25 protein-coding genes are annotated in these 25,219 nt (G+C 70.4%); 9 read left to right on the top strand and 16 right to left on the bottom strand.

The features are described 5' to 3' along the window. Positions 1–94: 94 nt before the first annotated feature. Positions 95–988, top strand: a complete 894-nt coding sequence (locus tag CUT39_RS02215) for a 5'-3' exonuclease (RefSeq protein WP_198586804.1) — start codon at positions 95–97, stop codon at positions 986–988. On the opposite strand, the gene CUT39_RS02210 is transcribed toward CUT39_RS02215, so the two are convergent. Next, a complete protein-coding gene (locus CUT39_RS02210) occupies positions 985–3,711 on the bottom strand; it encodes a DEAD/DEAH box helicase (protein ID WP_100444322.1) in 2,727 nt (908 codons plus the stop codon). The two genes, CUT39_RS02215 and CUT39_RS02210, sit on opposite strands and share 4 nt — an antisense overlap. A gap of 207 nt (positions 3,712–3,918) precedes the next feature. On the opposite strand from CUT39_RS02210, the gene CUT39_RS02205 reads away from it, so the two are divergent. Further along, entirely contained in the window at positions 3,919–4,608 is a 690-nt protein-coding gene (locus CUT39_RS02205; RefSeq protein ID WP_100444321.1) for an HAD family hydrolase, read from the top strand. A gap of 21 nt (positions 4,609–4,629) precedes the next feature. On the opposite strand, the gene tatC is transcribed toward CUT39_RS02205, so the two are convergent. The 5 genes from tatC to CUT39_RS02180 form a co-directional block, all read right to left on the bottom strand. Further along, positions 4,630–5,601: a twin-arginine translocase subunit TatC gene (gene tatC / locus CUT39_RS02200; protein WP_100444320.1), complete on the bottom strand. Its 972-nt coding sequence runs from the start codon at positions 5,599–5,601 to the stop codon at positions 4,630–4,632. A 24-nt stretch (positions 5,602–5,625) separates the two neighbouring features. Beyond that, positions 5,626–5,922: a Sec-independent protein translocase subunit TatA gene (gene tatA, locus CUT39_RS02195; RefSeq protein WP_100444319.1), complete on the bottom strand. Its 297-nt coding sequence runs from the start codon at positions 5,920–5,922 to the stop codon at positions 5,626–5,628. A gap of 183 nt (positions 5,923–6,105) precedes the next feature. Further along, entirely contained in the window at positions 6,106–6,285 is a 180-nt protein-coding gene (locus CUT39_RS02190) for a hypothetical protein (protein ID WP_100444318.1), read from the bottom strand. Next, a complete protein-coding gene (locus CUT39_RS02185) occupies positions 6,282–7,232 on the bottom strand; it encodes a helix-turn-helix transcriptional regulator (protein ID WP_100444317.1) in 951 nt (316 codons plus the stop codon). Before CUT39_RS02185 ends, CUT39_RS02190 begins: the two co-directional genes overlap by 4 nt. Continuing rightward, positions 7,229–8,206, bottom strand: a complete 978-nt coding sequence (locus tag CUT39_RS02180; protein WP_100444316.1) for a helix-turn-helix transcriptional regulator — start codon at positions 8,204–8,206, stop codon at positions 7,229–7,231. Before CUT39_RS02180 ends, CUT39_RS02185 begins: the two co-directional genes overlap by 4 nt. A gap of 88 nt (positions 8,207–8,294) precedes the next feature. On the opposite strand from CUT39_RS02180, the gene CUT39_RS02175 reads away from it, so the two are divergent. Continuing rightward, on the top strand, positions 8,295–9,386 hold the full coding sequence (locus tag CUT39_RS02175; RefSeq protein WP_100444315.1) for a DUF3866 family protein: 1,092 nt from the start codon (positions 8,295–8,297) through the stop codon (positions 9,384–9,386). On the opposite strand, the gene CUT39_RS02170 is transcribed toward CUT39_RS02175, so the two are convergent. The 6 genes from CUT39_RS02170 to dop all read right to left on the bottom strand — a co-directional run bounded on the left by CUT39_RS02170 (position 9,383) and on the right by dop (position 14,983). Continuing rightward, positions 9,383–9,604, bottom strand: coding sequence for a hypothetical protein (locus tag CUT39_RS02170; RefSeq protein ID WP_100444314.1), 222 nt, complete (start codon positions 9,602–9,604; stop codon positions 9,383–9,385). The genes CUT39_RS02175 and CUT39_RS02170 overlap by 4 nt on opposite strands. Positions 9,605–9,611: 7 nt before the next feature. Further along, positions 9,612–10,970: a Pup--protein ligase gene (gene pafA, locus CUT39_RS02165; protein WP_100444313.1), complete on the bottom strand. Its 1,359-nt coding sequence runs from the start codon at positions 10,968–10,970 to the stop codon at positions 9,612–9,614. A 323-nt stretch (positions 10,971–11,293) separates the two neighbouring features. Next, positions 11,294–12,049 (bottom strand): proteasome subunit alpha, encoded by a 756-nt coding sequence (gene prcA, locus CUT39_RS02160; protein WP_100444312.1) that lies wholly within the window; start codon positions 12,047–12,049, stop codon positions 11,294–11,296. A gap of 17 nt (positions 12,050–12,066) precedes the next feature. Continuing rightward, positions 12,067–12,861, bottom strand: coding sequence for a proteasome subunit beta (gene prcB / locus CUT39_RS02155; RefSeq protein WP_100444311.1), 795 nt, complete (start codon positions 12,859–12,861; stop codon positions 12,067–12,069). 213 nt (positions 12,862–13,074) lie between these two features. Continuing rightward, complete coding sequence (locus tag CUT39_RS02150; RefSeq protein WP_100444310.1) at positions 13,075–13,290, bottom strand: ubiquitin-like protein Pup; 216 nt, start codon at positions 13,288–13,290, stop codon at positions 13,075–13,077. Between the two features lie 187 nt (positions 13,291–13,477). Next, positions 13,478–14,983 carry a depupylase/deamidase Dop gene (gene dop / locus CUT39_RS02145; RefSeq protein ID WP_100444412.1) on the bottom strand — a complete coding sequence of 502 codons (1,506 nt, stop codon included), beginning with the start codon at positions 14,981–14,983 and terminating at the stop codon, positions 13,478–13,480. A 139-nt stretch (positions 14,984–15,122) separates the two neighbouring features. Between dop and CUT39_RS02140 the strand changes: the two genes are divergently transcribed. Continuing rightward, positions 15,123–16,265, top strand: a complete 1,143-nt coding sequence (locus CUT39_RS02140) for a PP2C family protein-serine/threonine phosphatase (protein WP_232805548.1) — start codon at positions 15,123–15,125, stop codon at positions 16,263–16,265. Positions 16,266–16,351: 86 nt separating this feature from the next. Here the strand turns inward: CUT39_RS02140 and arc are convergent, their stop codons facing one another. Next, the gene (gene arc / locus CUT39_RS02135) at positions 16,352–18,136 is read right to left on the bottom strand and encodes a proteasome ATPase (protein WP_100444308.1); all 1,785 of its coding nucleotides are present in this window, start codon (positions 18,134–18,136) and stop codon (positions 16,352–16,354) included. Between the two features lie 115 nt (positions 18,137–18,251). Between arc and CUT39_RS02130 the strand changes: the two genes are divergently transcribed. Then, positions 18,252–18,536: a ferredoxin gene (locus tag CUT39_RS02130; protein ID WP_100444307.1), complete on the top strand. Its 285-nt coding sequence runs from the start codon at positions 18,252–18,254 to the stop codon at positions 18,534–18,536. On the opposite strand, the gene CUT39_RS02125 is transcribed toward CUT39_RS02130, so the two are convergent. Genes CUT39_RS02125 through CUT39_RS02115 form a run of 3 tightly spaced genes read right to left on the bottom strand, consistent with a single transcriptional unit; the run spans position 18,533 to position 21,366 of the window. Then, on the bottom strand, positions 18,533–19,417 hold the full coding sequence (locus tag CUT39_RS02125; RefSeq protein WP_100444306.1) for a tRNA (adenine-N1)-methyltransferase: 885 nt from the start codon (positions 19,415–19,417) through the stop codon (positions 18,533–18,535). The genes CUT39_RS02130 and CUT39_RS02125 overlap by 4 nt on opposite strands. Before the next feature lie 35 nt (positions 19,418–19,452). Then, positions 19,453–20,556, bottom strand: a complete 1,104-nt coding sequence (locus CUT39_RS02120; RefSeq protein ID WP_100444305.1) for a M50 family metallopeptidase — start codon at positions 20,554–20,556, stop codon at positions 19,453–19,455. Between the two features lie 51 nt (positions 20,557–20,607). Then, positions 20,608–21,366: a class I SAM-dependent methyltransferase gene (locus tag CUT39_RS02115; RefSeq protein WP_100444411.1), complete on the bottom strand. Its 759-nt coding sequence runs from the start codon at positions 21,364–21,366 to the stop codon at positions 20,608–20,610. Between the two features lie 62 nt (positions 21,367–21,428). On the opposite strand from CUT39_RS02115, the gene CUT39_RS02110 reads away from it, so the two are divergent. From CUT39_RS02110 to CUT39_RS21395, 4 genes are all read left to right on the top strand, one after another. Further along, the gene (locus CUT39_RS02110; protein ID WP_100444304.1) at positions 21,429–22,259 is read left to right on the top strand and encodes a RecB family exonuclease; all 831 of its coding nucleotides are present in this window, start codon (positions 21,429–21,431) and stop codon (positions 22,257–22,259) included. Positions 22,260–22,324: 65 nt separating this feature from the next. Next, on the top strand, positions 22,325–23,575 hold the full coding sequence (locus tag CUT39_RS02105; protein WP_100444303.1) for a sensor histidine kinase: 1,251 nt from the start codon (positions 22,325–22,327) through the stop codon (positions 23,573–23,575). Then, positions 23,572–24,243: a response regulator gene (locus CUT39_RS02100; RefSeq protein ID WP_232805531.1), complete on the top strand. Its 672-nt coding sequence runs from the start codon at positions 23,572–23,574 to the stop codon at positions 24,241–24,243. Before CUT39_RS02105 ends, CUT39_RS02100 begins: the two co-directional genes overlap by 4 nt. A 247-nt stretch (positions 24,244–24,490) precedes the next feature. Then, a partial coding sequence (locus CUT39_RS21395) for an ABC transporter ATP-binding protein (protein WP_269799135.1) occupies positions 24,491–25,219 on the top strand: 729 nt, incomplete at its 3' end.

Below are 25,219 nucleotides of genomic sequence, written 5' to 3'. Positions count from 1 at the left end.
AGCTCGGCGCTGTTTTGGCCGGTTTCGCGTTTTATGCAGTGCTCTTGGCCTCCGTCGGCGCGGGTGGTCGGTGTGCTGTGGGACAGTGTTCGGCATGCTGATGCTCATCGACGCCGCGTCCCTTTGGTATCGGGCGTATTACGGGCTGCCGTCCTCGATCAAGTCGCCCGCCGGGGTGCGCTCGGGCGCGGTGCGGGGCTTCTTCGACGGTTTGGCGGTGCTGTCCAGGCGCTACTCCCCCACGGGGATGGTGTGCTGCCTGGAGGGCGATTGGCGGCCGGGCTGGCGGACGGCGCTGCTGCCGGAGTACAAGTCGGCGCGGGCGCTCCCGGACGGTTCGGAGGACACGCCGGAGGGTCTGGACGAGCAGGTGGCGGCGATCGAGGCGCTGCTGCCGGCGCTGGGGGTGGCGACGGCGGCGCATCCGGGTTTCGAGGCCGACGACGTGATCGCCACGTTGGCCTCGCGCGAGTCCGGGCCGGTGCGGGTGGTGACCGGTGACCGGGATCTGTTCCAGTTGGTCGACGACGAGCGGGACCACCGAGTCGTATACCTCGCGCGCGGGATATCCAAGGCGGAATTGTTCGATGCGGCGGCGGTGACGGCCAAGTTCGGGGTCGACCCGGACCACTACGTCGACTACGCGGTGCTGCGCGGCGACCCCTCGGACGGGCTGCCGGGGGTCAAGGGCGTCGGGGCCAAGACCGCGGTGAGCCTGGTCAACACCTTCGGGGGCGTGGGCGGCATCAAAGCCGCCGCGACCGACGACGGCTCGGACCTGCCGGCGCGCCAGCGCCGGGCGATCCTGGATTCGGGCGACTACCTCGACCGGGCGCTCCGGGTCGCGACGGTGGTCGAGGACGTGCCGGTGCCGCCGGTCGACCCGGCGCTGCCGGCCGGCCCGGCCGACCGGTCGCGGGTGGCCGAGCTGACCGAGCAGTGGGGCATCGCCTCGGCTCTCGGGCGCTTCGGCGAGGCGATCGCCTAGAAGTCGGCCACCACGCCGCGGCGGATCGCGTCGACCGCGTCGAAGGCGGCGTCGGCCAGGTCGTTCGACTCGGCGGTGCCGATCTGGCGGGCCGCGGTGCCCATCTGGTGCAGCAGGTCGGCGGTGCGGCGGGCCCAGCGCACGAAGTCGCCGCCGGGCATCGGCCACGGCCCGTCCGAGGCCTCCAGGGCTTTCGACAGCTCCTCGCCGCGGGTCCAGCGGTACATCGGCCAGGCCAGGCCCAGTTGCGGCTTGGCCGTCAGCGACAGGCCCCGGGAGTTCTCGGCGCGCCGGATCGCCTCCCAGCGCCGGCCGGTGGCGGCCACGGCCTCCTGGATGGGGCCGGGCACGGCCACGTAGTACTCGTCCTCCTCGAAGCGGGAGTCATAGAGCACCGTGCAGGCCATGGCCGCCAGCGCGGGCGCGTCCAGTCCTTCCCAGACGCCGTCGCGCAGGCACTGGGCCACCAGCAGGTCGGTCTCGCAGAAGATGTTGCGCAGCAGCCGCCCCGGTTCGGTGACCGCGTCGGCCTCGAGGTAGCCGAACTCGGTGAGCACTTCGCGGACGGCGGTGAACTGTCGGGCCAGGGAGTGCTCGCGGCGGCCGGCTCGGCGGCGCAGGTGCTCCTCCTCCCGGTGCAGGCGGGACCAGCGGGAGGCGTGCACGGTGTGCTGGGAGGTGTCGGGGCAGGATCGGCACGGGTGGGCCTTGACCTCCTCGCGCAGGCGGGCGATCTCGGGGGTCTCGGGGGCGCCGCCGCGGCGGACGGGGCGGTCCAGGCCCCGGGTGGCCTCGCGCACGGACGAGGCGACGTCGGAGCGCTGCCGGGGGTCCTTGCGGTTGAAGTGCTTGGGCAGCCGGATGCGGGTGGCGACCTCGACGCCGCCGTCGAAGGCGGAGGTGTCGAGGCTGCCGGTCCATCCGTCGGCGGTGACGACCGACCAGCGCGGCTCGTGCGAGGCCTTGCGGTGGCTGGTCGAGCGCAGGAAGACCGCCCAGCCGCTGCGTTTGCCGCGGCCGATCCAGATGACGTCGCCGGGGCGGAGCTGCCCGAGCGTGGACCGGGCCTCGTCGCGGCGCCGGCCCTTGCGGCGCTTCTGGGCGGTGCGCTCGGTCTTGGACAGCCGCTGGGTCAGCTCGTAGTACTCCAGGAAGTCGCCCTGGTCGCACCGGGCGGCCTCGGCCGATTCGGCGGCCTTGCGGCCGACCGCGCGGGCCTGCTCGGCGATGTGCACGGCCTCGGTGTCGGACTGGAACTGGGCGAACGAGGAGGCCAGGACCTCGAAGGCGCGGTCGACGCCGGCGGTGTGGATGAGGTTGACGGCCATGTTGTAGGAGGGGGCAAACGAGGAGTTGAGCGGGTAGGTGCGCTTGGAGGCGAGCCCGGCGACCTCCTTGGGGCGCACGTCCTCGGCCCAGATGGTGACCGCGTGGCCCTCGACGTCGATGCCGCGGCGGCCGGCCCGGCCGGTGAGCTGCGTGTACTGGCCGGGGGTGAGCATGACGTGGTCGGAGCCGTCGTATTTGATGAGCCGTTCGAGCACCACGGTGCGGGCGGGCATGTTGATGCCGAGGGCGAGAGTCTCGGTGGCGAACACGACCTTGAGCAGGCCGCGTTCGAACAGCTTCTCGACCACTTCCTTGAACACCGGCAGCAGCCCGGCGTGGTGGGCGGCGAGGCCGGAGGCGAGCCCGTCGAGCCACCGGTCGAAGCCGACCGCCCGCAGGTCGCGCTCGTCGATGTGGGCGGTGGCGGCGGTGGCGTAGTCCAGGATCCGGTCGCGTTCGGCCTCTCCGGTGAGCCGGAGGCCGGCGCGGACGCATTCGTCGACGGCGGCGTCGCAGCCGGCGCGGGAGAAGATGAAGTAGATCGCCGGCAGCAGCGCGGCCCGGTCGAGTCGGGAGACGGCCCGGCCGCGGTCGACGAACTGGCGGCCGCGGCGGCGCCCGTGCCGTTCGGTGCGCTCGCGTGCCCGCTGGTCCTTCTTCAGCAGCTCCTTGGAGACGCGGTCGCCGTCGGGTTCGAACAGGTCGAGCAGGGCCCCGCCGACCATCATGTGCTGCCACAGCGGCACCGGGCGGGTCTCGGAGACCACCACCTCGGAGAAGCCGCGGACGCTCTTGAGCCAGTCGCCGAACTCCTCGGCGTTCGAGACCGTGGCCGAGAGGCTGACGACGCGGACCTCCTGCGGCAGTTCGATGATGATCTCCTCCCACACCGCGCCGCGGAAGCGGTCGGCGAGGTAGTGGACCTCGTCCATGACCACATAGCGCAGTCCCTTGAGGGTGGGGGAGGCGGCGTAGATCATGTTGCGCAGGACCTCGGTGGTCATGACCACGATCGGGGCCTCGCCGTTGATGACCGTGTCGCCGGTCAGCAGGCCGACGTTGCGGGCCCCGTGCACCTCGACCAGGTCGTGGAACTTCTGGTTCGACAGGGCCTTGATGGGGGTGGTGTAGAAGCACTTGTCGCCCTCGGCCAGTGCCAGGTGGACGGCGAACTCCCCCACCACGGTCTTGCCGGCGCCGGTGGGGGCGCACACCAGCACCCCGTGGCCCTCTTCGAGGACGCGGCAGGCGCGGACCTGGAAGTCGTCGAGCTCGAACGGGTAGTCGCCGGAGAAGGCGGTCAGCTCGGGCCAGCGCCGTCGTGCCACCGCGGCGGCGTGGCGCTGGGCCGGGGATCGGTCGTCGCCCTCGGGCACGTCGCCGGTGGTAGCCATGGGCCCAAGCCTAATGCCTTCGGCCAGTGCGCGGCGACTCGTAAACGGTCTCGGGCGGCGGTGTCGGCCCGGGGCGGACCGCGCTTGTCCGGCAAGGGCATTCCGCGTCCGGGCCGCTCACCCGGTTGTGACGACGCCTACACGGCCGGGTATCGTCCGGTTGTGCATCAGGATTCCTCACCCGGCGACGATGCGACGGGCCGCGGCGTGGAAGCGGTCCTGTTCGACTTCCACGGCACGCTCGCTCAGCTCGAGCCTTTGACCCGGTCGGTCTCGCTGGCGGCCGAGGCGTGCGGGAGGCATCTGAGCCCGCTGGCGGTGACCGCGCTGGCCGACGCGATCGGCGCGCAGGGATGGCTGGGCTCGGGTCTGGAGGCGCGGGTGCGGCCGAACTTCGCCGACGCCTGGGCCGACCGGGACCTGGACCAGGACGCCCACCGGGTCGCCTTCACCTCGCTGGCCGAACAGGCCCACGGGGTGTTCGAGGGCCTGGCCGAGGCCCTGTACGACCGCCTGTCCTCGCCGGAGGGCTGGGTGGCGTACGCCGACACGCTCGCGACGCTCGTGGCACTCAAGGCGCAGGGCTACCCGATCGCGCTGGTCAGCAACATCGGCTTCGACGCCCGCCCGGTGCTGCGCCACCTGGGCATCGACCGGTTCATCGACGCGTGGGTCCTGTCCTACGAGGTCGGGTTCTGCAAACCCGATGAGAAGATCTTCTACGCCGCCTGCCACGCCCTGGACGTGGAGCCGTCGCGGGTGCTGATGGTGGGCGACTCGGTCGCCGACGCCGGGGCGGGCCGGATCGGGGCCCGCTGCTACCTGGTGCCGCACACCGAGGCCGGCCGCGCGGTCGGCCTGGAGGCGGTGCTCAGGCTCGTGCGGGCCGGGTGCTGAGACCCGGCCCCGCACTCCTGCTTAGGTGATGTCGTCGTAACCGTCGACCCTGCGTCCGAGCCGGTTGCGGCGGACCTCGCCCTCGTCATCGTCGTCGGTCGAGGCGCCGACGCGGTCGGAGCCGCCCACGTCATCGGGCGAACCGATGTCGCCGGCCTCGTCGTCGGCCCACTCGGGGTCGTCGTAGACCCCGCGCCGCTTGTCGTTGAGGTAGGCGATGCCGACCGCGGCCATATAGAGGATGAGCATGGATATGGCCAGCGCGGTCATGCCGAACGGGTCGGGCGTGGGGGTGAACACCGCGGTGAACAGGAAGCTCATGAACACCACGATCCGCCACCAGCGGAGCATGCGCTTGGCGGTGACCAGGCCGAGCACGTTGAGCATCAGCATGATCAGCGGGAACTCGAAGCCGAGCCCGAAGACGATCATGACCGCCAGATAGAAGTTGATGTAGTTCTCGAGGTTCAGCACCACCTTGAACCCCGTGCCCTCCTGTAGCAGGAGGATGAATTGCAGGCCGTGGCTGACCACGAAGTAGGCCAGCGCCGCGCCGCCGATGAACAGGGGCGCCGCGACGCTGATGAAGGTGTAGGCGTAGCGGCGCTCGGCGCGGTGCAGGCCGGGGGCGATGAAGGCCCAAAGCTGGTAGAGCCAGACCGGGGAGGTGGCGACCAGCGCCATGTACAGCGAGACCTTGAGGTAGAGGCCGATGTGGGAGACCGGCGAGTTCAAGGCGAAGTCGCACAGGACCTCTTCGCTCTCCTGGACGTTCGCGCCCTCGACCTGGGCGTTGCAGTAGGGCTGGGAGAGGAACTCGATGACGTCCTTGGAGATCATCATCGCCAGCGCGGTGCCGGCCAGGACCACCAGGATGGCGATGACCATGCGCGTACGCAGGTCCTGCAGGTGCTCCATGAGCGTCATGGAGCCGTCGGCCGCGCGCTGGAATTTGCTCTTGCGTCTGCCTTCGCGCCGGGGTTTCAGAGCCATATGCGTGGGGCGGTGGGGGCGGGCCTACCGGGACTTCTTACGCTCGGTCTCGACCGTCTCCCCGTCGATCACCTCGTCGTCGGCAGAACTCGACTTCGAGTCCGAGCCTTCCAGCGGCTCGCGCTTGTGCTTGGGCTCGGCACGGTCGTCGCCCTCGGCCTCGGGGTTGCTGGCCTCGGTCTTCATCGCCTCGGTCTCGGACTTGAGGATGCGCATCGACCGGCCCAGTCCCCTGGCCATGTCCGGGAGCTTCCTGGAGCCGAACAGCAGCAGGATCACAATGACAAGTACGACGATGTGCCAGGGTTTCAATGCGCCCATTGTTCGATCCCTCCGGGAATATGTCAGTGACGTCATCCATGGTATGCCCCGCCGATCGCCGGCGGCCACCGACTCCGTCGGTGGCCTCGGCCGGTGGCGGGCCGATAGGGATCGTCGAGCCGCACAAGCATGCATGACGCTCGGCACCTCCGTCAACACGGGGGCGCCGGCGGCGGCGGATCTTTACGAGTTCGTGCTCGAACGGAGCCGCTGCTGCAGCTCCTGCGCCTCCTCGGCGCGCTCCTTGATGCGGTCGACGCCGACGTTGAGGTCGCCCACGCGCGAGAGCAGCTTCGCCGCGGCCACCGCGAGCAGGATGAGCCCGGCTAGCGCCAATGCGCCCGATATCGCCCAGATGGTCATGGCGTCAGTCTAGCCGCGTCCTGATATCGCGCAAGTGCGGCCCGCGCGGTGGTCCTGACCGCCTCCCGCAGCTCGGTCGGGGCGATGACCTGGGCTTCCCCGCCGAGGCCGAGGACGAAGCGGCGGGCCCAGTCCATGTCGCGGACCCGGAGTTTGACGCGCCGGTAGCCTTCGCTCTCGCCGACGACCTCCTCGCAGGGATAGGAGTCGATGATCCACTTGCCGCCGGGGCCGAGACGCAGCTCGACCAGCGGCAGCTCGGCCTCCAGGAACGCGGTCGGAGCCGGGTCGGCGGCCCGGTCGGGAGTGCGGGCCGGCTCGTCGATCCGGGTGCAGGCGTCGATGCGGTCGATGCGGAACTGCCTGACCTCGCCGGCGGTGCGGCACCAGGCGCGCAGGTAGGCGTGGCCGTCGGCGACGAGGACCTCGATGGGGTCGACCACGCGCTCGCCGGTGGAGTCGCGGCTGGCCGAGTAGTAGGTGATGCGGGCGGCCCGGCCGGACTCGACCAGGGACGCGTAGCGCTCCACGTCGCGTTCGGCGACGGTGTCGCGGACGGGCACCTCGGTGGCGTCGGCGCCGGCCGCGGCGGCGATCTTCTCCAGCGCCGAGCCGATCGCGGCCCGGTCCCCCACGCCGGGTGTGTCGGCCAGGACCCGCAGGGCCACCGACAGGGCGAGCGCCTCGTGGCCGGCCAGGCGCACCGGCCGCTCCATACCGGCGGAGAAGTTGATGCGGACGGCGTCGGCGTCGAAGGCGATGTCGATCAGGTCGCCGGGTCCGTAGCCGGGCAGGCCGCACATCCACAGCAGCGTCAGGTCGGCGCGCATCTGGGCGGCCGAGACGCCGAACTCGGCGGCGAGCCGGCCGATGGGGGCCCCTTCGGGGCGGGCGGCCAGGTACGGCACCAGGTTGAGCAGGCGCGCCAAGCGGGTGTTGCCGCTCATTTCGGGTCCTCCTCGGCCAGGTTCTGCAGGCACGCGACGGTCTCCTTGACCAGTTCGGGCGGCTCGAGCACCACCACGTCGGCGCCGAACGAGGCCAGCCAGGAGGCCGTGCGGGGGGTGTCGGTGTACGTGAAGCGCACTTCGTCGCCCTCGGACCGCCGGGGGCCGATCTGGTCGGCGCGGCGGCGCACGCCCCAGGCGCGCCGGGGCCGGGCCAGGACACGGGCGCGGCTGGGCAACTGCGGGGCCTCGGCCTGCGAGGCGAAGGCGAGCACGTCGACGTCCTCGGGGATGGCGTAAGCGTCCTCGGGGCCGGTCAGGCGGACTTCGCCGACGATGCGGGAGAGCCGGAAGACCCGCTGGGCGTCCCGGCCGAGGTCGTAGCCGGCGGCGTACCAGCGGCCCCGCCAGGCCGCGCAACCCCACGGCTGGAGGCGGCGCCGCCGGGCGGTCGCGTCGCGGGCGCCGAGGTAGTCGAAGGTGACCGCGCGCCGGGAGGCGATCGCCTCCAGCAGCGGCGACAGGGCCGCTTCGGTGCCCGGCAGGGCCTTGACCGGCATGGACGCGGCGTGGGAGTCGACGTCGATACCGGCGGCGCGGAGCTTGCGCAGCGCCTGGGCGGTGCCGGTCTGGAGTTCGGGCTGCTGCCACAGCTTCGCGGCGGCGGCCACGGCGGCGGCCTCGGCGTCGGTGAACTCGATCTGCGGCAGCTCGAAGTCGCCGCGGGCGATCCGGTATCCGGGCTCGGTATCGAAGTAGGCGTCGGTGCCGGACTGCAGCGGCACGCCGATGCGGCGCAGCTCGGCCTTGTCGCGCTCGAACTTGCGCTGGAACGCTTCGTGGGCGCGCTTGTCCTCGGGGTCGTGCTCGTAGCCGGGCACGGTCCTGGCGATCTTGGTCGCCGTCTGGTACCGCCGTGACGACAGCAGGCACAACACCAGGTTCACCAGCCGTTCAGTGCGTTCGTTCGACACCTGCCCAGATTATGCCGTCGGCGCGGTGCGCGCCACACAGGCCGCCCGAAAGGGGCCGGCCCGAGGCAGGCTCTGATAGCGTCCGCTCGTGATCAGATGGCGGTACGGGACCGTTCGGGCGGTTCGCGGCGGTTGGCGGGGTTGCACCGAGTTGGACCTCGACGTGGAGGCGCGCGGCGGCGAGGACGCCTTCACCTGCAAAGGCCTGGCCTACGACGAGCTGGTCGGGGCCCCGCGTGCCGGGGACCGGGTCCTGCTCAACTGCAACGCCATCGCCAAGGGCCTCGGGACCGGCGGGTACGCGCTGGTCATAGCCGTGCCCGACCGGCTGCCGGAGGACGCCGCCGAAACCGGGCACATCGTCAAGGCCCGCTACACGCCGATGCAGGCGATGCGCCTGGCGGTCGACGAGGACGACTCGCCGCACCGGGCCGCGGTCGAGGGCTGCGAGGACCTCGGCGGCATGCCGGTGGTCGTGGCCGACCTGCACTCGGCGCTGGCGCCGATCCTGGCCGGCATCGCCGCCACGGTCCCGGACGCGAGGGTCGCCTACGTCATGACCGACGGCGGCTCGCTCCCGGCGTGGTTCTCCCGGCAGCTCGACCAGCTCTCGGACCGGCTGTGCACCGTGGTGACCGCCGGGCAGTGCTTCGGCGGGGACCTGGAGGCCACGAACGTGCACAACGCGCTCATCGCCGCCCGCGTCGTCGGCGGGGCCGACGTCGCAGTCGTCGCCCAGGGGCCCGGCAACCTCGGCACCGGCACCGTCTGGGGTTTCTCGGGCACGGCCGCCGGAGAGGCGGTCAACGCCGCCGCCGTCCTCGGCGGCCGACCGGTCGCGTCCCTGCGGATCAGCGAAGGCGACGCGCGCGACCGGCACCGCGGGATCTCGCACCACTCGATGACCGCCTACGGGAAGGTCGCGCTGGCCGGCGCCGACGTCCCGGTGCCCGACGAGCTGCCGGCCGAGCTCGAACCCAGGATCAAGGCCCAGCTCGGCGTGCTGCCCGACCGCCACCGGCTGGTCGAGACCGACTGCTCGGGCCTGGTGGAGGCCATGGAGGCGCTGCCGGTGCGCCTGTCGACGATGGGTCGGGGCCTGGATCGCGACCGGGCCTACTTCGTGGCCGCGGCCGCCGCCGGCCGACACGCCGGACTGCTGGCGCTCTCGCGGGACTAGATCACGAACAGGACCAGCACCCACAGCCCGACCATGCCGGCCAGCGCGAGCGCGAGCACCCAGGTCGGGACCGTGTAGTCGCCGCGGCGGTTGCGGGCGATCTCGTCGCGGATCCGGGCGGTGCGCCGGTGGTACAGCTCGACCGGGTCGAGCGAGCCCCGGCGGCGCTGCCGGGCGCCTTCGTCGCCTTCGCGGGCGGGGCGGTCGTGCCGGCTCACCGTGTCCTCACATGCTGGCGATGAGCTTGTCCACGCGCTCATCGCGGGAGCGGAAGGGGTCCTTGCACAGCACCGTGCGCTGGGCCTGGTCGTTGAGCTTGAGGTGGACCCAGTCGACGGTGAAGTCCCGGCGGCGCTCCTGGGCCCTGCGGATGAATTCGCCGCGCAGGCGGGCGCGGGTGCTCTGCGGCGGCACCTCCTTGGCCTCGAAGACCTCCACGTCGTGGGTGAGCCGCTCGGCGTCGCCGCGGGACTCCATCAGGTGGTGCAGGCCGCGGCCGCGGCGGATGTCGTGGTAGGCCAGGTCGAGCTGGGCGACGCGGGGGCTGGACAGGGCCAGGCCGCGCTTCTCGCGGTAGCGCTCGATGAGATTGAACTTGGCGACCCAGTCGATCTCCCGGGAGACCGGCTCCAGGTCGCCGGTCTCGACCGCCTGCAGCACCCGGCCCCACAGTTCCAGGACCCGCTTGGTGATCGCGTCGGCGCCGCGCTGGTCGACGAAGTCCATGGCCTTCTCGAGGTACTCGCGCTGGATCTCCAGCGCCGAGGCCTCGCGGCCGGAGGCGAGGCGGACCAGGCGCTTGCCGGTGATGTCGTGGCTGATCTCGCGGATGGCGCGGATCGGGTTCTCCAGGGTGAGGTCGCGCATGGTCACACCGCTCTCGATCATGCGCAGCACCAGGTCGGCCGTGCCGATCTTGAGCATCGTGGTGATCTCGTTGATGTTGGAGTCGCCGACTATGACGTGCAGGCGGCGGTAGCGCTCGGCGTCGGCGTGGGGCTCGTCGCGGGTGTTGATGATCGGCCGCGACCGCGTGGTCGCCGAGGAGACGCCCTCCCAGATGTGCTCGGCGCGCTGGGACAGGCAGTAGCGGGCCCCGCGCGGGGTCTGCAGGACCTTGCCGGCCCCGCAGATGAGCTGGCGTGTGACCAGGAACGGGATGAGGACCTCGGCCAGGCGGCCGAACTCGCCGTGGCGGCTGACCAGGTAGTTCTCGTGGCAGCCGTAGGAGTTGCCGGCGGAGTCGGTGTTGTTCTTGAACAGGTAGATGTCGCCGGCGATGCCCTCGTCGTGGAGGCGCTTCTCGGCGTCGATCATCAGGCCCTCGAGGATGCGTTCGCCGGCCCGGTCGTGGCGGACCAGGTCCTCGACCGAGTCGCACTCGGGGGTGGCGTACTCCGGGTGGGAGCCGACGTCGAGGTACAGGCGGGCGCCGTTGCGCAGGAAGACGTTCGAGGAGCGGCCCCAGCTCACCACGCGCCTGAAGAGGTACCGGGCCACTTCGTCCGGCGACAGGCGGCGCTGTCCCCTAAAGGTGCAAGTGACCCCGTATTCGGTCTCAAGTCCGAAAATGCGCCTGTCCATGTCGAAACCCTACCCCGATTCGGTTGAGGACAACACCCCTCGCGATCAAACGGTGCCTGACCGCGACGGGCACTATGGATACCTTGGAGACGTCCTGCGGCGACATCGGCCGGGCCGCTGCGCCGCTCCGCGGGGACGCTGCCCTGCCAGGGCACGGTCCCGGTCGGCGAGCCGACCACGGCGACCGTCCACAAGAGTGGTACCGGTTGCCGTGCCGGGCCCGATCGGGCCGCCCGAAAGCGACCTTCACGGCCCTTTCCGTGGTTTCCCGCCGCCGGTCCGCGGAAACCGCGGACCGGCGGCCGGATGCGTCGTTTCCGCGTTCAGGACCCGGACCCGCCGGAGTCGGACTCCTCGTCGGAGGACCCGGACTCGTTGGACGACTCGGCCGAGGACATGAGCGTCTCCAGCGCGAGCCCCTGGATGCGGCGGAAGGACCGGCCGGGCCGGGACCGCTCCAGCACCGCCACCTCGAGCACGTCGGTGGTCAGCTCGCGCTGGGAGCCGTTGCCGTCGTTCGAGAGCGCCCGCAGCGCCAGCGCGAACGAGTCCACCAGCGGCGCATCGAAGTCGTGGCCCTCCTCCAGGACGCCGAAGAGCTGGTCGGCCTGGCCGCCCATGGCCAGGTAACCGGGCTCGTCATTGATGGAGCCGTCGAAGGTGAGGCGGTAGAGCTCGTCGTCCTGCGGGCTGGTGCCGACCCCGGCGACGCAGATCTCGACCTCGAAGGGCTTGGTCTGCTCGGAGAAGATCGCGCCGAGGGTCTGGGCGTAGGCCTTGGCGAGGCTGGCGGCGTTGACGTCGCGCCGGTCGTAGGAGTAGCCGCGCAGGTCGGCCATCCGGACCCCGGCGGTGCGCAGGTTCTCGAATTCGTTGTACCGGCCGACGGCCGCGAAGCCGATGCGGTCGTAGAGCTCGTAGAGCTTGTGCAGGGCCGAGGAGACGTTCTCGGCGACGAACAGGACCCCGTCGGCGCACGAGAGCGCCACGACGTTGCGGCCGCGGGAGATGTTCTTCCGGGCGTACTCGGCCCGGTCCCGCATGATCTGCTCGGGACTGGTGTAGAACTGCATAGCCATGTCCGTGGTCCTCCCTCTCAGCCGTAAGGTTGCTCGCTGCGGGACGCGACGAGTTCGCGCGCGGTCTCGGCCACCCGCTCCTCGTCGACGCGCTCGGTGCCCTCGGCCGTGGCGGTCATGACCACCGGGTAGAGGTCACGGGTCGGGTCGGGTCCGCCGGTCGCGGAGTCGTCGTCGGCCGCATCGTAGAGGGCCTCGACGGCGATCTTGACCGCCTCGTCGGTCTCCAGGCCTCTGCGGTAGCGCTTCTTCAGCGAGCTCTTGGCGAAGATCGAACCCGAGCCGATCGAGTCGAAGTCGCGTTCCTCGTATACGCCGCCGACGACGTCGAAGCTGAAGATCCGCCCCGCCCGTGACAGGTCTTCGGCGTCGTTGTCGAAGCCGCCGAACAGCGGCACGACCGCCAGGCCCTGCAGCGCGATGCCGAGGTTGCCCCGCAGCATCGTGGCGAGCCGGTTGGCCTTGCCGTCCAAGGTCAGCGACGAGCCCTCGATCTTCTCGTAGTGCTCCAGCTCGAGCTGGTAGAGCTTGACCAGCTCGATGCCGATGCCGGCGGTACCGGCGATGCCGATCAGCGAGTAGCCGTCGGCCGCGAAGACCTTCTCGATATCGCGACTGGAAATGTAATTGCCCATTGTGGCCCTGCGGTCGCCGGCCATCACGATGCCCTCGGCGGACTTGAGCGACACGATCGTGGTCGCGTGGGCGCTGATCTCGGCGTGCTCCCCCGGGGGCAGCGGGCGCCTCCCCGGCAGCAGTTCCGGTGCCGCCTGCGTCAGAAACTCCGAGAACGAGGAGGTCCCTGCCGTCATAAACGCGTTCGGTAGTTTGCCTGGGAATCCTTCACCTGTCACGACTTGACCTCCCTATTTCCCTATTCAATAGCGCGGCCCGGGAACAGGCCCGTCGGGGCCGGAGGGCCGTCGATGGTATAGAGCACCTGGTGCGCCGTGTCAACCGACTGCCCGCAACCTGCGTTGCGGGCGCGCACCAGGCAACCCTATGTCCACGGGTCAGGGGGCCGTTTACTGGCCGCCCTTTTGCACGAACGAGCGAACGAATTCCTCGGAGTTGGTCTCCAGGACCTCGTCGATCTCGTCGAGCAGGTCGTCTACTTCCTCGGTGATCTCTTCGTGACGTTCGGCAACCTCGGGGTCGACAGCGGCCTCGGTGGTCTCGGCATCTTCTTCCTGCCGCGACCGCTGTGACTGCGACTGCCCGCCGGAGTCCTTCGCTGCCATCGCTTTCCCTTCTACCTTCGACCGTCGGTGCATAAACCGTACCCCGAAGGCACGACACCGCGCCAGCTACGACGCCGTACCCACACGTAATATTCCGGGCGGCCGGCCGCCGGCCGGCCGGGCCGATACGCCCGGAGCGAACACCGGCGGTGCGGACGCGATCACGACGGGGAGCGGCCGCGGGCGGCTACTCGGCGGTGATGACGTCGAGGAGGTCCTTGGCGGCCACGCAGCGGTCGAACAGCTCCCCCACGTGCTCCTTGGTGCCCCGCTCGGGCTCCATCATGGGCACCCGCACCAGCGAGTCGGCGCCGACGTCGAAGATGACCGAGTCCCAGGACGCGGCAACCACCTCGGAGGGGTAGCGGGCCAGGCACCGGCCCCGGAAGAACGCCCGCGTGTCCGCCGGAGGCTCGACCATCGCGTCCATGACCTCGGCGTCGGTCAGCAGCCGCTTCATCGAACCGCGCTTGACCAGGCGGTGGTACAGGCCCTTCTCGGGCCGCACGTCGTGGTACTGCAGGTCGATCGCCTGAAGCTTGTGGGAGCCCCAGTCCAGGTTCTCCCGGTCGCGGTAGCGGTGGAGCAGCCCGAGTTTGGCGGGCCAGTCGAGCATGTCGGCCACCTCGAACGGGTCGCGGGCCAGAGCGTCGAGCACGAACGCCCACTGGTCGAGGACCTCGCGGGTGGCCGGGTCGGCGTCGGCCCCGCAGTAGGCCTCGGCCTGTTCCAAGATCGACTGTTGCAACTCGACCGCGGTCATGCGCTTGCCGTTGCGCAGCTCGACCTTGTGGGTCAGGGACGGGTCGTGGCTGATCGAGCGGAGCTCGGCGACCGGCTCGCTGACGGCCAGGGACCCGTCGAAGGCCCCGTCCTCGATCATCGACAGCACGATCGAGGCGGTGCCGACCTTCAGGAAGGTGGCGTACTCGGCGACGTTGGCGTCGCCGATGATGACGTGGAGGCGCCGGTACCGCTCGGCGTCGGCGTGGGGCTCGTCGCGGGTGTTGATGATCGGCCGCTTCAGCGTCGTCTCGAGCCCCACCTCGACCTCGAAGAAGTCGGCGCGCTGGGAGATCTGGAAGCCGTGCTCGGAGGCGTCCTGGCCGATGCCGACCCGCCCGGCCCCGGCGAACACTTGCCTGGTGACCAGGTACGGCGTGAAGTGGGTGACGATGTCGGCGAACGGGGTCCGCCGGCTCATCAGGTAGTTCTCGTGGGCGCCGTAGGAGGCGCCCTTGTTGTCGGTGTTGTTCTTGTAGAGGTTGATCGCGCCGATGCCGGGACTGTGTGCGGCCCGGTGGGCGGCCTCGGCCATGGTCATCTCGCCGGCCTTGTCGAACAGGACCGCCTCGCGCGGGTTGGTCACCTCGGGCGTGGAGTACTCCGGATGGGCGTGGTCGACGTACAGGCGGGCGCCGTTGGTGAGGATGACGTTGGCCAGCCCGGTGTCCTCGTCGGCGAGGTTCTCGGCCGGGTCGTAGAGCGCCCCGGTGTAGGTGAAACCGCGCGCATCGCGCAGGGGCGTCTCCTCCTCGTAGTCCCACCGCGCGCGTCCGCCCTTGGAGATCTCGGGGCGCGCGGCATAGGCGTTGACGATCTGTGAGGAGGTCACCATGGGGTTGGCCCCCGGCTGGCCGGGCACGCTGATCCCGTATTCGATCTCAGTGCCCATAATGCGGCGTACGGTCATGCCTTCGAGCGTAGTCCGTTCGGCGCTGCCGTTGCGCCTCCCGGCGCAGGCCGAACCGAACGGATTCGGCGCGGGACGCCGGAATGCGCGATCCACCGGCCCTATCGGGCGGCCTCCGCATACGATCACCCCGGTGGGGATGAGTAGCGGTGAGGTCCGGGACCAGGGCTCGACCCGGTCCTATCTGGCGAACGGCGGCCCCTGGTCGCGGATCACCGGCGGCGACCCGGGCTCGGTGCTGTGGCTGCGCCTGCTGCCTCTGCTGGCACTGCTGCCGCTGGTGCTGTTCGCCTTCGACCCCGGACTGGTGCGGTACACCTTCCTGATCTTCACCCTGCCGGCACTGACCGCGCTGGTCAACGGCCCGATCGCGACCGGGTGCTCGGTGCTGGCGGTGGCCGCGTTCGTCGCCGCCGGCGGGGAGGCGCTGGGGCTGCTGGCCCTGCCGGCGAGCAACTGGTACGACGTGGTGGCGGTCCTGATAGTCGGCTCGCTGTCGGTGCTGCTGGCGTGGATCCGGGACCGGGTGGTGCTGCGGTTGCTGCGCATGACCAACGTCGCCGAGGTCGCGCAGCTCGCGATCCTGCCCGAGCCGCCCGAGCGGGTCGGCCCGATCCGGGTCGCCTCGGCCTACCGGACTCCCGAGGGCAGCCCCGGACTGGTCGGCGGGGACTTCTTCGACCTCCAGCACACCGACTTCGGGGTCCGGGTCGTGGTCGGCGACGTCCAGGGGCACGATCTGAACTCGGTGCGGGTGACCGAGGCGCTGCTGGGCAGCTTCCGGGAGGGCGCCCTCGACGACCCGACCCTGCGCGACCTGGCCGCCCGGCTCGAGCGCCGGGTGGTCCGCGACAACCGGGACCGGGGCGAATGGGAGGAGACGTTCGCGACCGCGGCGCTGGTGGAGATCCCACCGGGCGAGCGCCTGGTGCGGGTGGTGCTGTGCGGGCACCCGGCGCCGCTGCTGGTGCATCAGCGGGCCCAGCAGCTCGCACCGAGGCCGGGGCCGCCGCTGGGGCTGACCGAGTTCGCCCAGGGCCCCGCCGAGACGCTGGAGGCGCCGCTGCTGCACGGCTCGCTGGTGGTGATCCACACCGACGGGCTGGTCGAGGCCCGCAACCGCCAGGGCAGGACGTTCCCGCTGGTCGCCCGGATCAACGCCCACCGCGCCGAGGGCGTCAGCGACCCCGAGGAGCTCCTGGTGAGGCTCCGGACGGATTTCCGGAGCGGCGGGTACGTCCGCCGCGACGACCTGTCGGTGCTGATCCTGCAGGTGCCGTAGGCGACGCCGAGCGGCCGGCGGTCGCCCGCCGGCCGCTCGTCCTCACTCGGCACCGGGTTCTGCCCCGGTGTGCGGTATGCGTTTCGCTACAGGTACTGCCCCGTGTTCGACACCGTGTCGATGCTGCGGCCCGAATCGGAGCCCTTGCCGGAGACCAGCGTCCGGATGTAGACGATCCGCTCGCCCTTCTTGCCGGAGATCCGCGCCCAGTCGTCGGGGTTGGTGGTGTTCGGCAGGTCCTCGTTCTCCCGGAACTCGTCGACGGTGGCGTCGATCAGGTGGTTGAGTCGCAGTCCCTTGGAATCGTGCGTCAAGTAGTCCTTGATGGCCATCTTCTTGGCGCGGGCGACGATGTTCTCTATCATCGCCCCGGAGTTGAAGTCCTTGAAGTACAGGACCTCCTTGTCGCCGTCGGCGTAGGTCACCTCCAGGAACCGGTTCTCCTCCACCTCGGAGTACATCCGCTCGACCACGGCCTGGATCATCGCCGACACCGTGTCGTCGCGGTCCTTGCTGTGCTCGGTGAGGTCGTCGTCGTGCAGCGGCAGCTCCGCGGTGATGTACTTCGAGAAGATCTCCTTCGCCGACTCAGCGTCGGGACGCTCGATCTTGATCTTGACGTCCAGGCGGCCGGGCCGCAGGATCGCCGGGTCGATCATGTCCTCGCGGTTGGAGGCGCCGATGACGATGACGTTCTCCAGCCCTTCGACGCCGTCGATCTCGCTGAGCAACTGCGGGACGATCGTGTTCTCCACGTCGGAGGACACGCCCGAACCGCGGGTGCGGAAGATCGAGTCCATCTCGTCGAAGAACACGATGACCGGCATGCCCTCGGAGGCCTTCTCGCGGGCCCGCTGGAAGACCAGGCGGATGTGCCGCTCGGTCTCGCCGACGTACTTGTTCAGCAGCTCCGGACCCTTGATGTTGAGGAAGTAGCTCTTGGTCGACGAGGCGTCGTCGCCGCGCATCCCGGCGACCTTCTTGGCCAGCGAGTTGGCGACGGCCTTGGCGATGAGCGTCTTGCCGCAGCCGGGCGGGCCGTACAGCAGCACGCCCTTGGGCGGGCGCAACTGGTGCTCGCGGAACAGGTCCGCATGCAGGAACGGCAGCTCGACCGCGTCCCGGATCAGCTCGATCTGCCCGTCGAGGCCGCCGATGTCGTAGTAGTCGACGTCGGGGACCTCCTCGAGGACGAGCTCCTCGACCTCGCTCTTCTGAATCCTCTCGTAGGCGTATCCGGCGCGCGGCTCGATCATGATCGAGTCGCCGGCCCGGAGTGGCTGGTTCATCAGCGCGTCCGACAGGAGCACCACCCGCTCCTCGTCGGCGTGGCTGGTCACCAGCGCCCGGTCGGGCGGGCCGCCGTCATCGGTCTCGATGAGCTCCTTGAGCGTCACCACCTCGCCTATGCGCTCGTATTCGAGGACCTCCACAACGTTCATCGCGTCGTTGAGCAGGACCTCCTGTCCGCGTTCGAGCTCGTCGGCGTCGATCGACGGCGCGAGCGCGACGCGGAACTTCCTTCCAGAGGTGAAGACGTCGATGGTGCCGTCCTCACGGGCCCCCAGGAACACGCCGTATCCGGACGGCGGCTGGGCGAGCCGGTCGATTTCCTCCTTCAGCGAGACGATCTGCTCGCGGGCCTCCTTGAGAGTCGCCACGAGCCGCTCGTTCTGCTCCGACAGCCGGTCTATCTGGGATTGGGCGGCGGCGAGCCGCTCTTCCAGAATGTGGACGTGTCGGGGCGTTTCGGTGAGTCGACGCCGGGCCGCGGCCAGTTCCTCCTGGAGCTCGTCGACCTGTCCTGACAGTTCGTCGTGCTCTGAGTCCCGACCCAGTCCCTGTCGACGGTCATCACTATTGCGTGCCACGGGTCACACCTCCCGAGTGAGGGTCCTACTCCAACCGTAGCTGGCTGGGGACGCCAATAGTAAGACTCGACACCGACATTGCGCTACATTCTCGGCGGCAATTAATGTGGGGGACATGGCTGAGGAACGTGAGCTCGAAGTGTCCATCGACCAGGACGCCTGCACAGGCGACGGGTTGTGCGTGCAGTACGCCCCGGATGTCTTCGAGTTCGACATCGACGGCCTGGCCTACGTCAAGGATGCGGACGGTGAGATATTGAACACCGAAGGTGCGCAGGCCGCCGTGCCGCCGAAACGGCGACTGGACATTGTGAACGCGGCACACGACTGCCCCGGGGAGTGCATCTACGTTCGCGACCGCGCCGACCGGACCCCGGTGGCCGGTCCGGAAGCCGATTAGGACGGTCCGCCGGGCGGCCGCCCGGATCGGCGGGCCTCGCGCTCGCGCAGCGCCTGCTGCCCCTTCGAGGGCTTGAACTTGCGCGTCGGCGCCACGGTGCCGGGGGCGAGCCTGCGGGTGGTGACCAGGAACGCGGTGTGGGCGACCATCCGGTGCTCGGGGCGGACGGCCAACCCCTCCAGGTGCCAGCCCCGCAGCATCGTCTCCCACGACTCCGGCTCGGTGAAGGAGCGCCGCTCCCGCAGGGCCTCGACCAGGTCCGACATCTGCGTGGTGGTGGCGACGTAGCCCACGAGCACCCCGCCGGGCCGCAGGATGCGTTCCACAGTGTCCAGCGCGTCCCAGGGGCTGAGCATGTCGAGGATCACCCGGTCGGCCTCGGCGAGGTCGGCCTCGGCGACGTCGCCGACGGTGAGGGTCCAGTTGTCGGGATCGGCGCCGTACCAGCCGGTGACGTTCCTCCGGGCGATCTGGGCGAAGTCCTCGCGCAACTCCCAGGAGTGGACGTGTCCGGTGGTGCCCACCGCGCGCAGCAGCCAGTTGGTCAGCGCCCCCGAGCCGGCGCCGGCCTCGACTACGCGGGCACCGGGGTAGATGTCGCCGAAGGTGAGGATCTGGGCGATGTCCTTGGGGTAGATCACCTGGGCACCGCGGCGCATCGACAGCCCGTAGTCGGGCAGGAGCGGGCGCAGCGCCAGGTAGGCGGTGCCGCCCGAGGTCGTCACCGTGATGCCGTCGGGGCGGCCGATGAGCTCGTCGTGATCGATCACGCCCCGGTGGGTGTGAAAGGCTCCGCCCTCGGCGAGGGTGATGGTGGCCTTGCGGCCCTTCGCGTCGGTCAATTGGACGCGGTCGCCCGCCTTGAGCACGTCTTGATCCACGGTGTTCGGTCTCCTTCCGGTAGGACCGAAGCATCTTAACGGAGAGCCTTGACCACGTCGGCGGTGTAGAGCAGCCCTGTCAGACGGCCCTCCTCGAGCACGAAGTACTGCTCGGCCCGGCCGCGGCCGACGGCGTCGACCAGGGCCTGGCCGCGCAGCGGGGCCTCCAGGCGCCCGATCCGACCGGCCGAGCGCAGCAGCCCGTCCAGCGGCATCGCGCCTACCTGGTCGGGCGGCACGGCCTCGGCCGAGGCGCGGTCCAGCACCCCGACCGGCCGTTCGGCGACGGCCACCACCTCGCGGCCGTCGGCGGCGGCCTCCAGGGCCTCGGCGAGGGTCGCCGAAGCCGGCACGAGCGCCACCGGGCGCGCCAGCGCCGCGGCGTCGAGGAGCCTGATCCTCGGCCCCATGCGGCCGGCCCGGATCGCCGCCCCGGCCCCCCGCCACAGCTCGAAGCCGACGAATAGCAGCAGGACCAGCCCGATCCAGGAGAACCAGCGGTTGGAGAACAGCCACAGCCCGGTCCCGGCGGTCGCGAGCGCTACCGCGCGACCGGCCCAGCCGGACACGCGGTAGCCGGTCCAGCGGTCGCCGGTGGCGGCCCAGATGCCCGCCTGGACGGCCTTGCCGCCGTCCAGCGGCAGGCCCGGCAGCAGGTTGTAGACGGCGACCAGCAGGTTGGCCACGCACACCTGGAAGGCCAGTTGCCAGGCGAGCGAGCCCGGTGCGGTGATCGCGAGGCCGAGGATGCCGACCGCGCCGAGGGCCGCCGAGACGGCGGGCCCGGCCAGCGCGATGGCGGCGGCGGTGGCCGGGCGGGCGGCCTCGCGCTCCATCTCGGTGAAGCCGCCGAGGGCGTCGAGGTTGATCTTGCGGACCGGGATGCCGGCGCGCAGGCTCACCAGGGCGTGGCCGAGTTCGTGGAGGAAGACCGACAGCAGCAGGGTGACCGCGAACAGCCCGGCCACGATGTAGGCGGTGTTCTGCCCGATCGAGGGCACCGAGCGGCGCACTATGGGCGCGTAGACGGCGACGACCATCGCCGCCAGCAGCAGCCAGGTGTAGCCGAGCACGATGGGGATGCCGCGCACGCGTGCGAGCGTGAGTCCGGTGCGGCGGAGCGGGGAGGCGGTCGACACCGGCGCTATGCTACGCGGCGCCGGTCGGGCCGGGGGTCGGAGCGGTCGGGTTCAGGCCGGGCGGGCGCGGTAGGCGTGGGTCGTGTACGGCATCTCGAAGGTGTCCCGGCCTGCCAACCGGGGGTGGGTGTCGACCAGGTATTCGACTGCGGCGATGAGTCTGCCCTTGGTGTCGTCGTCGGCGGTGAGGTAGAGCGAGCGGGACTGGATCAGGCCGATCAGACCCGCTCGGTCGAACGTCTTCGATCCGCGGACGATCTTCGATTCGGCCTCGGTGAAGTAGGGGCCGTAGTGCCCCGGCCGGGCCGCGGCGGTGGCGGCCAGTTCGCCGGTGGAGGCGCCGATGATCTCCGACAGGGCCCGGACCCAGTCGACCGATTCGTCGCGGCCGTTCCATACGGGCGCGAAGAGGCCGTCGGGGCGCAGGACGCGGCGGATCTCAGGCAGTGCCCGCTCGCGGTCGAACCAGTGGTAGGCCTGTCCGGCGCAGACGACGTCGGCCGAGCCGTCCGGCAGCGGCAGCTCTTCGGCGCTCCCCTGGCGGTGGCCGGCCAGGCCGGGGCTGGAGGCGACGAGTTTGTCCAGCATCTGCCGGTCGGGTTCGACGGCGGTCACCCGGTGGCCCAGGGCGACCAGGCCGCGGGTAAGCAGTCCGGTGCCGGCGCCGAGGTCGACCACGTCCAGCGGGGCCGGGCCGGTCATCCAGGTCAGGGCCTCGGCCGGGTAGGTCGGCCGGACGGCGTCGTAGAGGTCGGCAGCCCGCCCGAAGGAGCGGGCCGGTGTCGCTGAAGGCGTCTGGTCGCTGCGCATCAACCCCGACGGTATCGGCGGGCCGCGCGCGGGTCCGAGCCGGTCGGCCATATGATCGGAGGATGCCGCAGGCCACCCGCCCGACACAGTTGTCGCCGTCCAGGGCGCTGGACTTCCAGCAGTGCCCGCTCCTCTACCGGCTCCGAGCGGTCGACCGGCTGCCCGAGGAGCCCTCCAAGGCGCAGGTGCAGGGCACGCTGGTGCATTCGGTCCTGGAGCGGCTCTACGAGATGGACGCCGGCGAGCGCACCCCTGAGGAGGCGCTGGCCATGATCGAGCCCGAGTGGGTCCGGATCCAGAGCGAGGGGGACCTCGGCGGCCTGTTCGACGGCCTCGACGACGAGTCGTCTTGGCTGCGCGGGGTGCGCCGCCTGGTTGAGACCTATTTCGGTATGGAGGACCCGACCCGGTTGGAGCCGCATCGCACCGAGTGCCTGGTGTCGACCACGCTCGACGACGGCACCCGGCTCAAGGGGTTCGTCGACCGCGCCGACGTCAACGGGGACGGCCTGGTCCGCCTGGTCGACTACAAGACCGGGCGGCGCCCCTCGGACCGGTTCTGCGACAAGCCGCTGTTCCAGATGAAGTTCTACGCCCTGGTCTGGTGGCGCACCCGCGGGACGGTGCCGAAGCTGCTGCGGCTGATGTACCTGGGCGACGGCCGGTTCCTCGACTACTCTCCCACCGAGGCGGAGCTGGAGAGCTTCGAGAACGGGATCAAGGCGCTGTGGGGCACCATGCGCGAGGCGATCGCCACCGGGCGGTTCCTGCCCCAGCGCTCGAAGCTGTGCGGGTGGTGCTCGTTCCAGGATCGGTGTCCCGAGTTCGGCGGCGAGCCGCCGGACTATCCGCTGCCGACGGTCCTGCCGGGACTGGAGATGCCTCCTACCTGAGGCGGAGACGGTAGTCATTCTCGCGTTCGATGAGGTCGGCGCCCGGAACCGCTACCGTTTAAGGCGTGCAATCCACCTCCAGGTTCGGCCGGCTCCGGCAATGGCTGCGCGGACGCGCCCTCCTCGTCGACGCGCTGTTCGCGGCGACCATGTGGGCGATGTGCGCGACGATCCTCGCCGTCTCCAACACCACGGCGCTGGCCGGATTCGAAGGCCAGCACTTCGGGTGGCCCCAGGCCGCGATGCTGGCCGCGGGGATGTCGCCGATCGCCCTGCGCCGCCGGGCGCTCTGGCCGGCGGTGGTGCTGTGCAATGCCGCGATCCTCGCCTGGGTGGGGTTCGATCAGGTGTGGTTCGTCGCCGACAGCGGCATCACCTGGTTCACCCTCATCTACAGCGCGGGTGCGCACCGGACGCCGCTCCGGGCCGCCGCCGTGGGGATCACGCTGTGGGGGCCGGCGTCGGTGGCGATCTTCTTCAACATCCAATCGGACGCGAGCGGCGGGTTCACCGTGGCGGCGCTGAACGCTTCGGTGAACCTCCTGCTGGCCTGCACGGCGTTCTTCATCGGCTGGGTGATGCGCAACCGGCGCCTGAAGGTCCAGGAGCTGTCCGATCGCGCCAGGGTGGCCGAGGAGACTCAGCGGGCCCTGGCCGCGCAGGCGGTCTCGGAGGAGCAGCAGCGCATCGCCCGCGAGCTGCACGACGTGGTGGCCCACCACATCTCGGTCATCGGCGTCATGTCGGAGGGTGCCAAGCGGGTGCTGCGCGCCGATCCCGACGCCGCCGAGGAGGCCCTGACGACGGTCAACCACACCGCCCGCACGGCGCTGCGTGAGATGCGCGACATCCTCGCGGTGCTGCGCCAGAGCCAGGACGAGCCCGACGAGGCCGAACTGGAGCCGCAGCCGACGGTCGAGTCGCTGCGCGCGCTGGTCGCCCAGACCAAGGAGGCGGGCCTGCCGGTCCGCTACAGCGTCCGGGGCGAAGAGTACCCGCTGCCGACCGGCGTGAGCATGGCCGCCTACCGGATCGTCCAGGAAGCGCTGACCAATACCATCAAACATGCAGGGCCTAAAGCGAAAGCGAGTGTCGTGGTCGACTACGGCGAGACGGAGTTCAAGGTTTCGGTGGGCGATTCGGGACGGGGCGCGCCGGTGGTGAGCGGATTCTCCGGCGGCCACGGCCTGATCGGGATGCGCGAGCGGGCGACGCTCTACGGCGGCACGCTCCAGGCCGGTCCGCAGCCGGGCGGGGGCTACCTCGTCGAGGCCCGATTCCCGCGCAGCGCCCACCTCCAGGGGGTGGCCGCGTGAGCGAGCGGCCCATCCGGCTCCTGCTGGTGGACGACCAGCAGCTCCTGCGCGCCGGGTTCAAAATGGTGCTGGGCGCCGAGCACGACATCGACATCGTCGGCGAGGCCGGCGACGGGGTCGAGGCGTTCGACCTCACCAGGCGCCTGGTGCCCGATGTGGTCCTGATGGACATCCGCATGCCGCGCCGCGACGGCGTAGCCGCCACCGCCGACATCGTCGAGGCGTCACTTCCTAGCAGAGTGCTGGTATTGACCACATTCGACCTCGATGAGTACGTAGTCGGAGCGCTCAAATCCGGGGCGGCCGGGTTCCTCACCAAGGACGCCCCGGCCGGCGATCTGGTCGAGGCCATCCGCACCGTCCACCGCGGCGGTGCCGTGGTCGCCCCCCACATTCTCTCGACGCTGCTGGGACGCTTCGCCGAGCACCGGCCCGATGAGGACGACCGGCCTCCGGCGGAGCTGGAGTCGCTGACCTCCCGCGAGCGCGAGGTGCTGATGCTCCTGGCCAAGGGCCTGACGAACGCCGAGATCGCCGACCGGCTGACGGTGGGCGAGACGACCGTCAAAACGCATGTGGGGCATCTGCTCACCAAGCTCGGCGTCCGCGACCGCGTCCAGGCGGTGGTTCTCGCCTACGAGAGCGGCCTGGTCAAACCCTCGCGGTGAGGCCGGGATCCGCCGAGCGGCGTGGTTGGCGAGTAGTACCGGGGTACCGGTTCCTACGCCTGAGGTCGGAGACCCGAACCATTCTGAAAGCCGATGCAAAGCCGGGCACCGTCGCTTAGGGTCGGACCATGATCGCGGGAGTCCTGCGATGCAAGATGACGTCATGTATGATGTCATCAGTCGGTATATCGATGTCATTTCAATGCACCCAACGGAACACCGCCACCACATCGAAAGAGAGAGCGTCGTGTCCACCGCATCCCCTGTCAAGACCACCGCCGTCGCCGCCGAGGGCGTATGGAAGGCCTACGGGTCCGGCGAGGCGCAGGTCGTCGCGCTCCGCGACGTCTCGGTCGAATTCACCTCCGGCGTCCTCACCGCCATCATGGGCCCCTCCGGCTCAGGCAAGTCGACCCTGATGCACTGCCTCGCCGGCCTCGACACCACCGACCGCGGCTCGGTGAGCATCGGCGAGTCCACCATCACCGGCCTCAACGACAAGGCCCTCACCAAGCTGCGCCGCGACAAGATCGGCTTCATCTTCCAGCAGTTCAACCTCCTGCCCACGCTCACCGCCGAGGAGAACATCACCCTCCCGGCCGCCATCGCCGGCACCAAGGCCGACCCCGAGTGGGTCCGCCGCATCATCGACACCCTCGACCTGGCCGACCGCCTCGACCACAAGCCCACCGAGCTGTCCGGCGGCCAGCAGCAGCGCGTGGCCTGCGCCCGCGCCCTCGCCTCACGGCCCGAGGTCGTGTTCGCCGACGAACCCACCGGCAACCTCGACACCCGCTCCGGCGCCGAAGTCCTCCGCTTCCTGCGCACCAGCGTCGACGAATTCGGCCAGACCATCTGCATGGTCACCCACGACCCCAACGCCGCCGCCTACGCCGACCGCGTCGTGTTCCTCGCCGACGGCCAAGTCGTCGACGACATGCAGGACCCCACCGCCGAGGCGATCATCGACAAGATG

The organism is Glycomyces xiaoerkulensis, from assembly GCF_002798405.1.
In the GTDB taxonomy this organism is placed as follows: Bacteria; Actinomycetota; Actinomycetes; order Mycobacteriales; family Micromonosporaceae; genus Glycomyces; species Glycomyces xiaoerkulensis.
The sequence above is the reverse complement of the archived record's forward strand: the minus strand, read 5'-3'. Positions and strand labels throughout refer to the sequence as shown.

What these genes read in the sequence shown, in the direction of transcription:
- CUT39_RS02215 (WP_198586804.1), top strand. Translation starts at nt 95, where the DNA reads ATGCTGATGCTCATCGACGCCGCGTCCCTTTGGTATCGGGCGTATTAC.
- CUT39_RS02210 (WP_100444322.1), bottom strand. Translation starts at nt 3,711, where the DNA reads ATGGCTACCACCGGCGACGTGCCCGAGGGCGACGACCGATCCCCGGCC.
- tatC (WP_100444320.1), bottom strand. Translation starts at nt 5,601, where the DNA reads ATGGCTCTGAAACCCCGGCGCGAAGGCAGACGCAAGAGCAAATTCCAG.
- tatA (WP_100444319.1), bottom strand. Translation starts at nt 5,922, where the DNA reads ATGGGCGCATTGAAACCCTGGCACATCGTCGTACTTGTCATTGTGATC.
- CUT39_RS02190 (WP_100444318.1), bottom strand. Translation starts at nt 6,285, where the DNA reads ATGACCATCTGGGCGATATCGGGCGCATTGGCGCTAGCCGGGCTCATC.
- CUT39_RS02185 (WP_100444317.1), bottom strand. Translation starts at nt 7,232, where the DNA reads ATGAGCGGCAACACCCGCTTGGCGCGCCTGCTCAACCTGGTGCCGTAC.
- pafA (WP_100444313.1), bottom strand. Translation starts at nt 10,970, where the DNA reads ATGGACAGGCGCATTTTCGGACTTGAGACCGAATACGGGGTCACTTGC.
- prcA (WP_100444312.1), bottom strand. Translation starts at nt 12,049, where the DNA reads ATGGCTATGCAGTTCTACACCAGTCCCGAGCAGATCATGCGGGACCGG.
- prcB (WP_100444311.1), bottom strand. Translation starts at nt 12,861, where the DNA reads ATGACGGCAGGGACCTCCTCGTTCTCGGAGTTTCTGACGCAGGCGGCA.
- CUT39_RS02150 (WP_100444310.1), bottom strand. Translation starts at nt 13,290, where the DNA reads ATGGCAGCGAAGGACTCCGGCGGGCAGTCGCAGTCACAGCGGTCGCGG.
- dop (WP_100444412.1), bottom strand. Translation starts at nt 14,983, where the DNA reads ATGACCGTACGCCGCATTATGGGCACTGAGATCGAATACGGGATCAGC.
- CUT39_RS02140 (WP_232805548.1), top strand. Translation starts at nt 15,123, where the DNA reads ATGAGTAGCGGTGAGGTCCGGGACCAGGGCTCGACCCGGTCCTATCTG.
- CUT39_RS02130 (WP_100444307.1), top strand. Translation starts at nt 18,252, where the DNA reads ATGGCTGAGGAACGTGAGCTCGAAGTGTCCATCGACCAGGACGCCTGC.
- CUT39_RS02115 (WP_100444411.1), bottom strand. Translation starts at nt 21,366, where the DNA reads ATGCGCAGCGACCAGACGCCTTCAGCGACACCGGCCCGCTCCTTCGGG.
- CUT39_RS02110 (WP_100444304.1), top strand. Translation starts at nt 21,429, where the DNA reads ATGCCGCAGGCCACCCGCCCGACACAGTTGTCGCCGTCCAGGGCGCTG.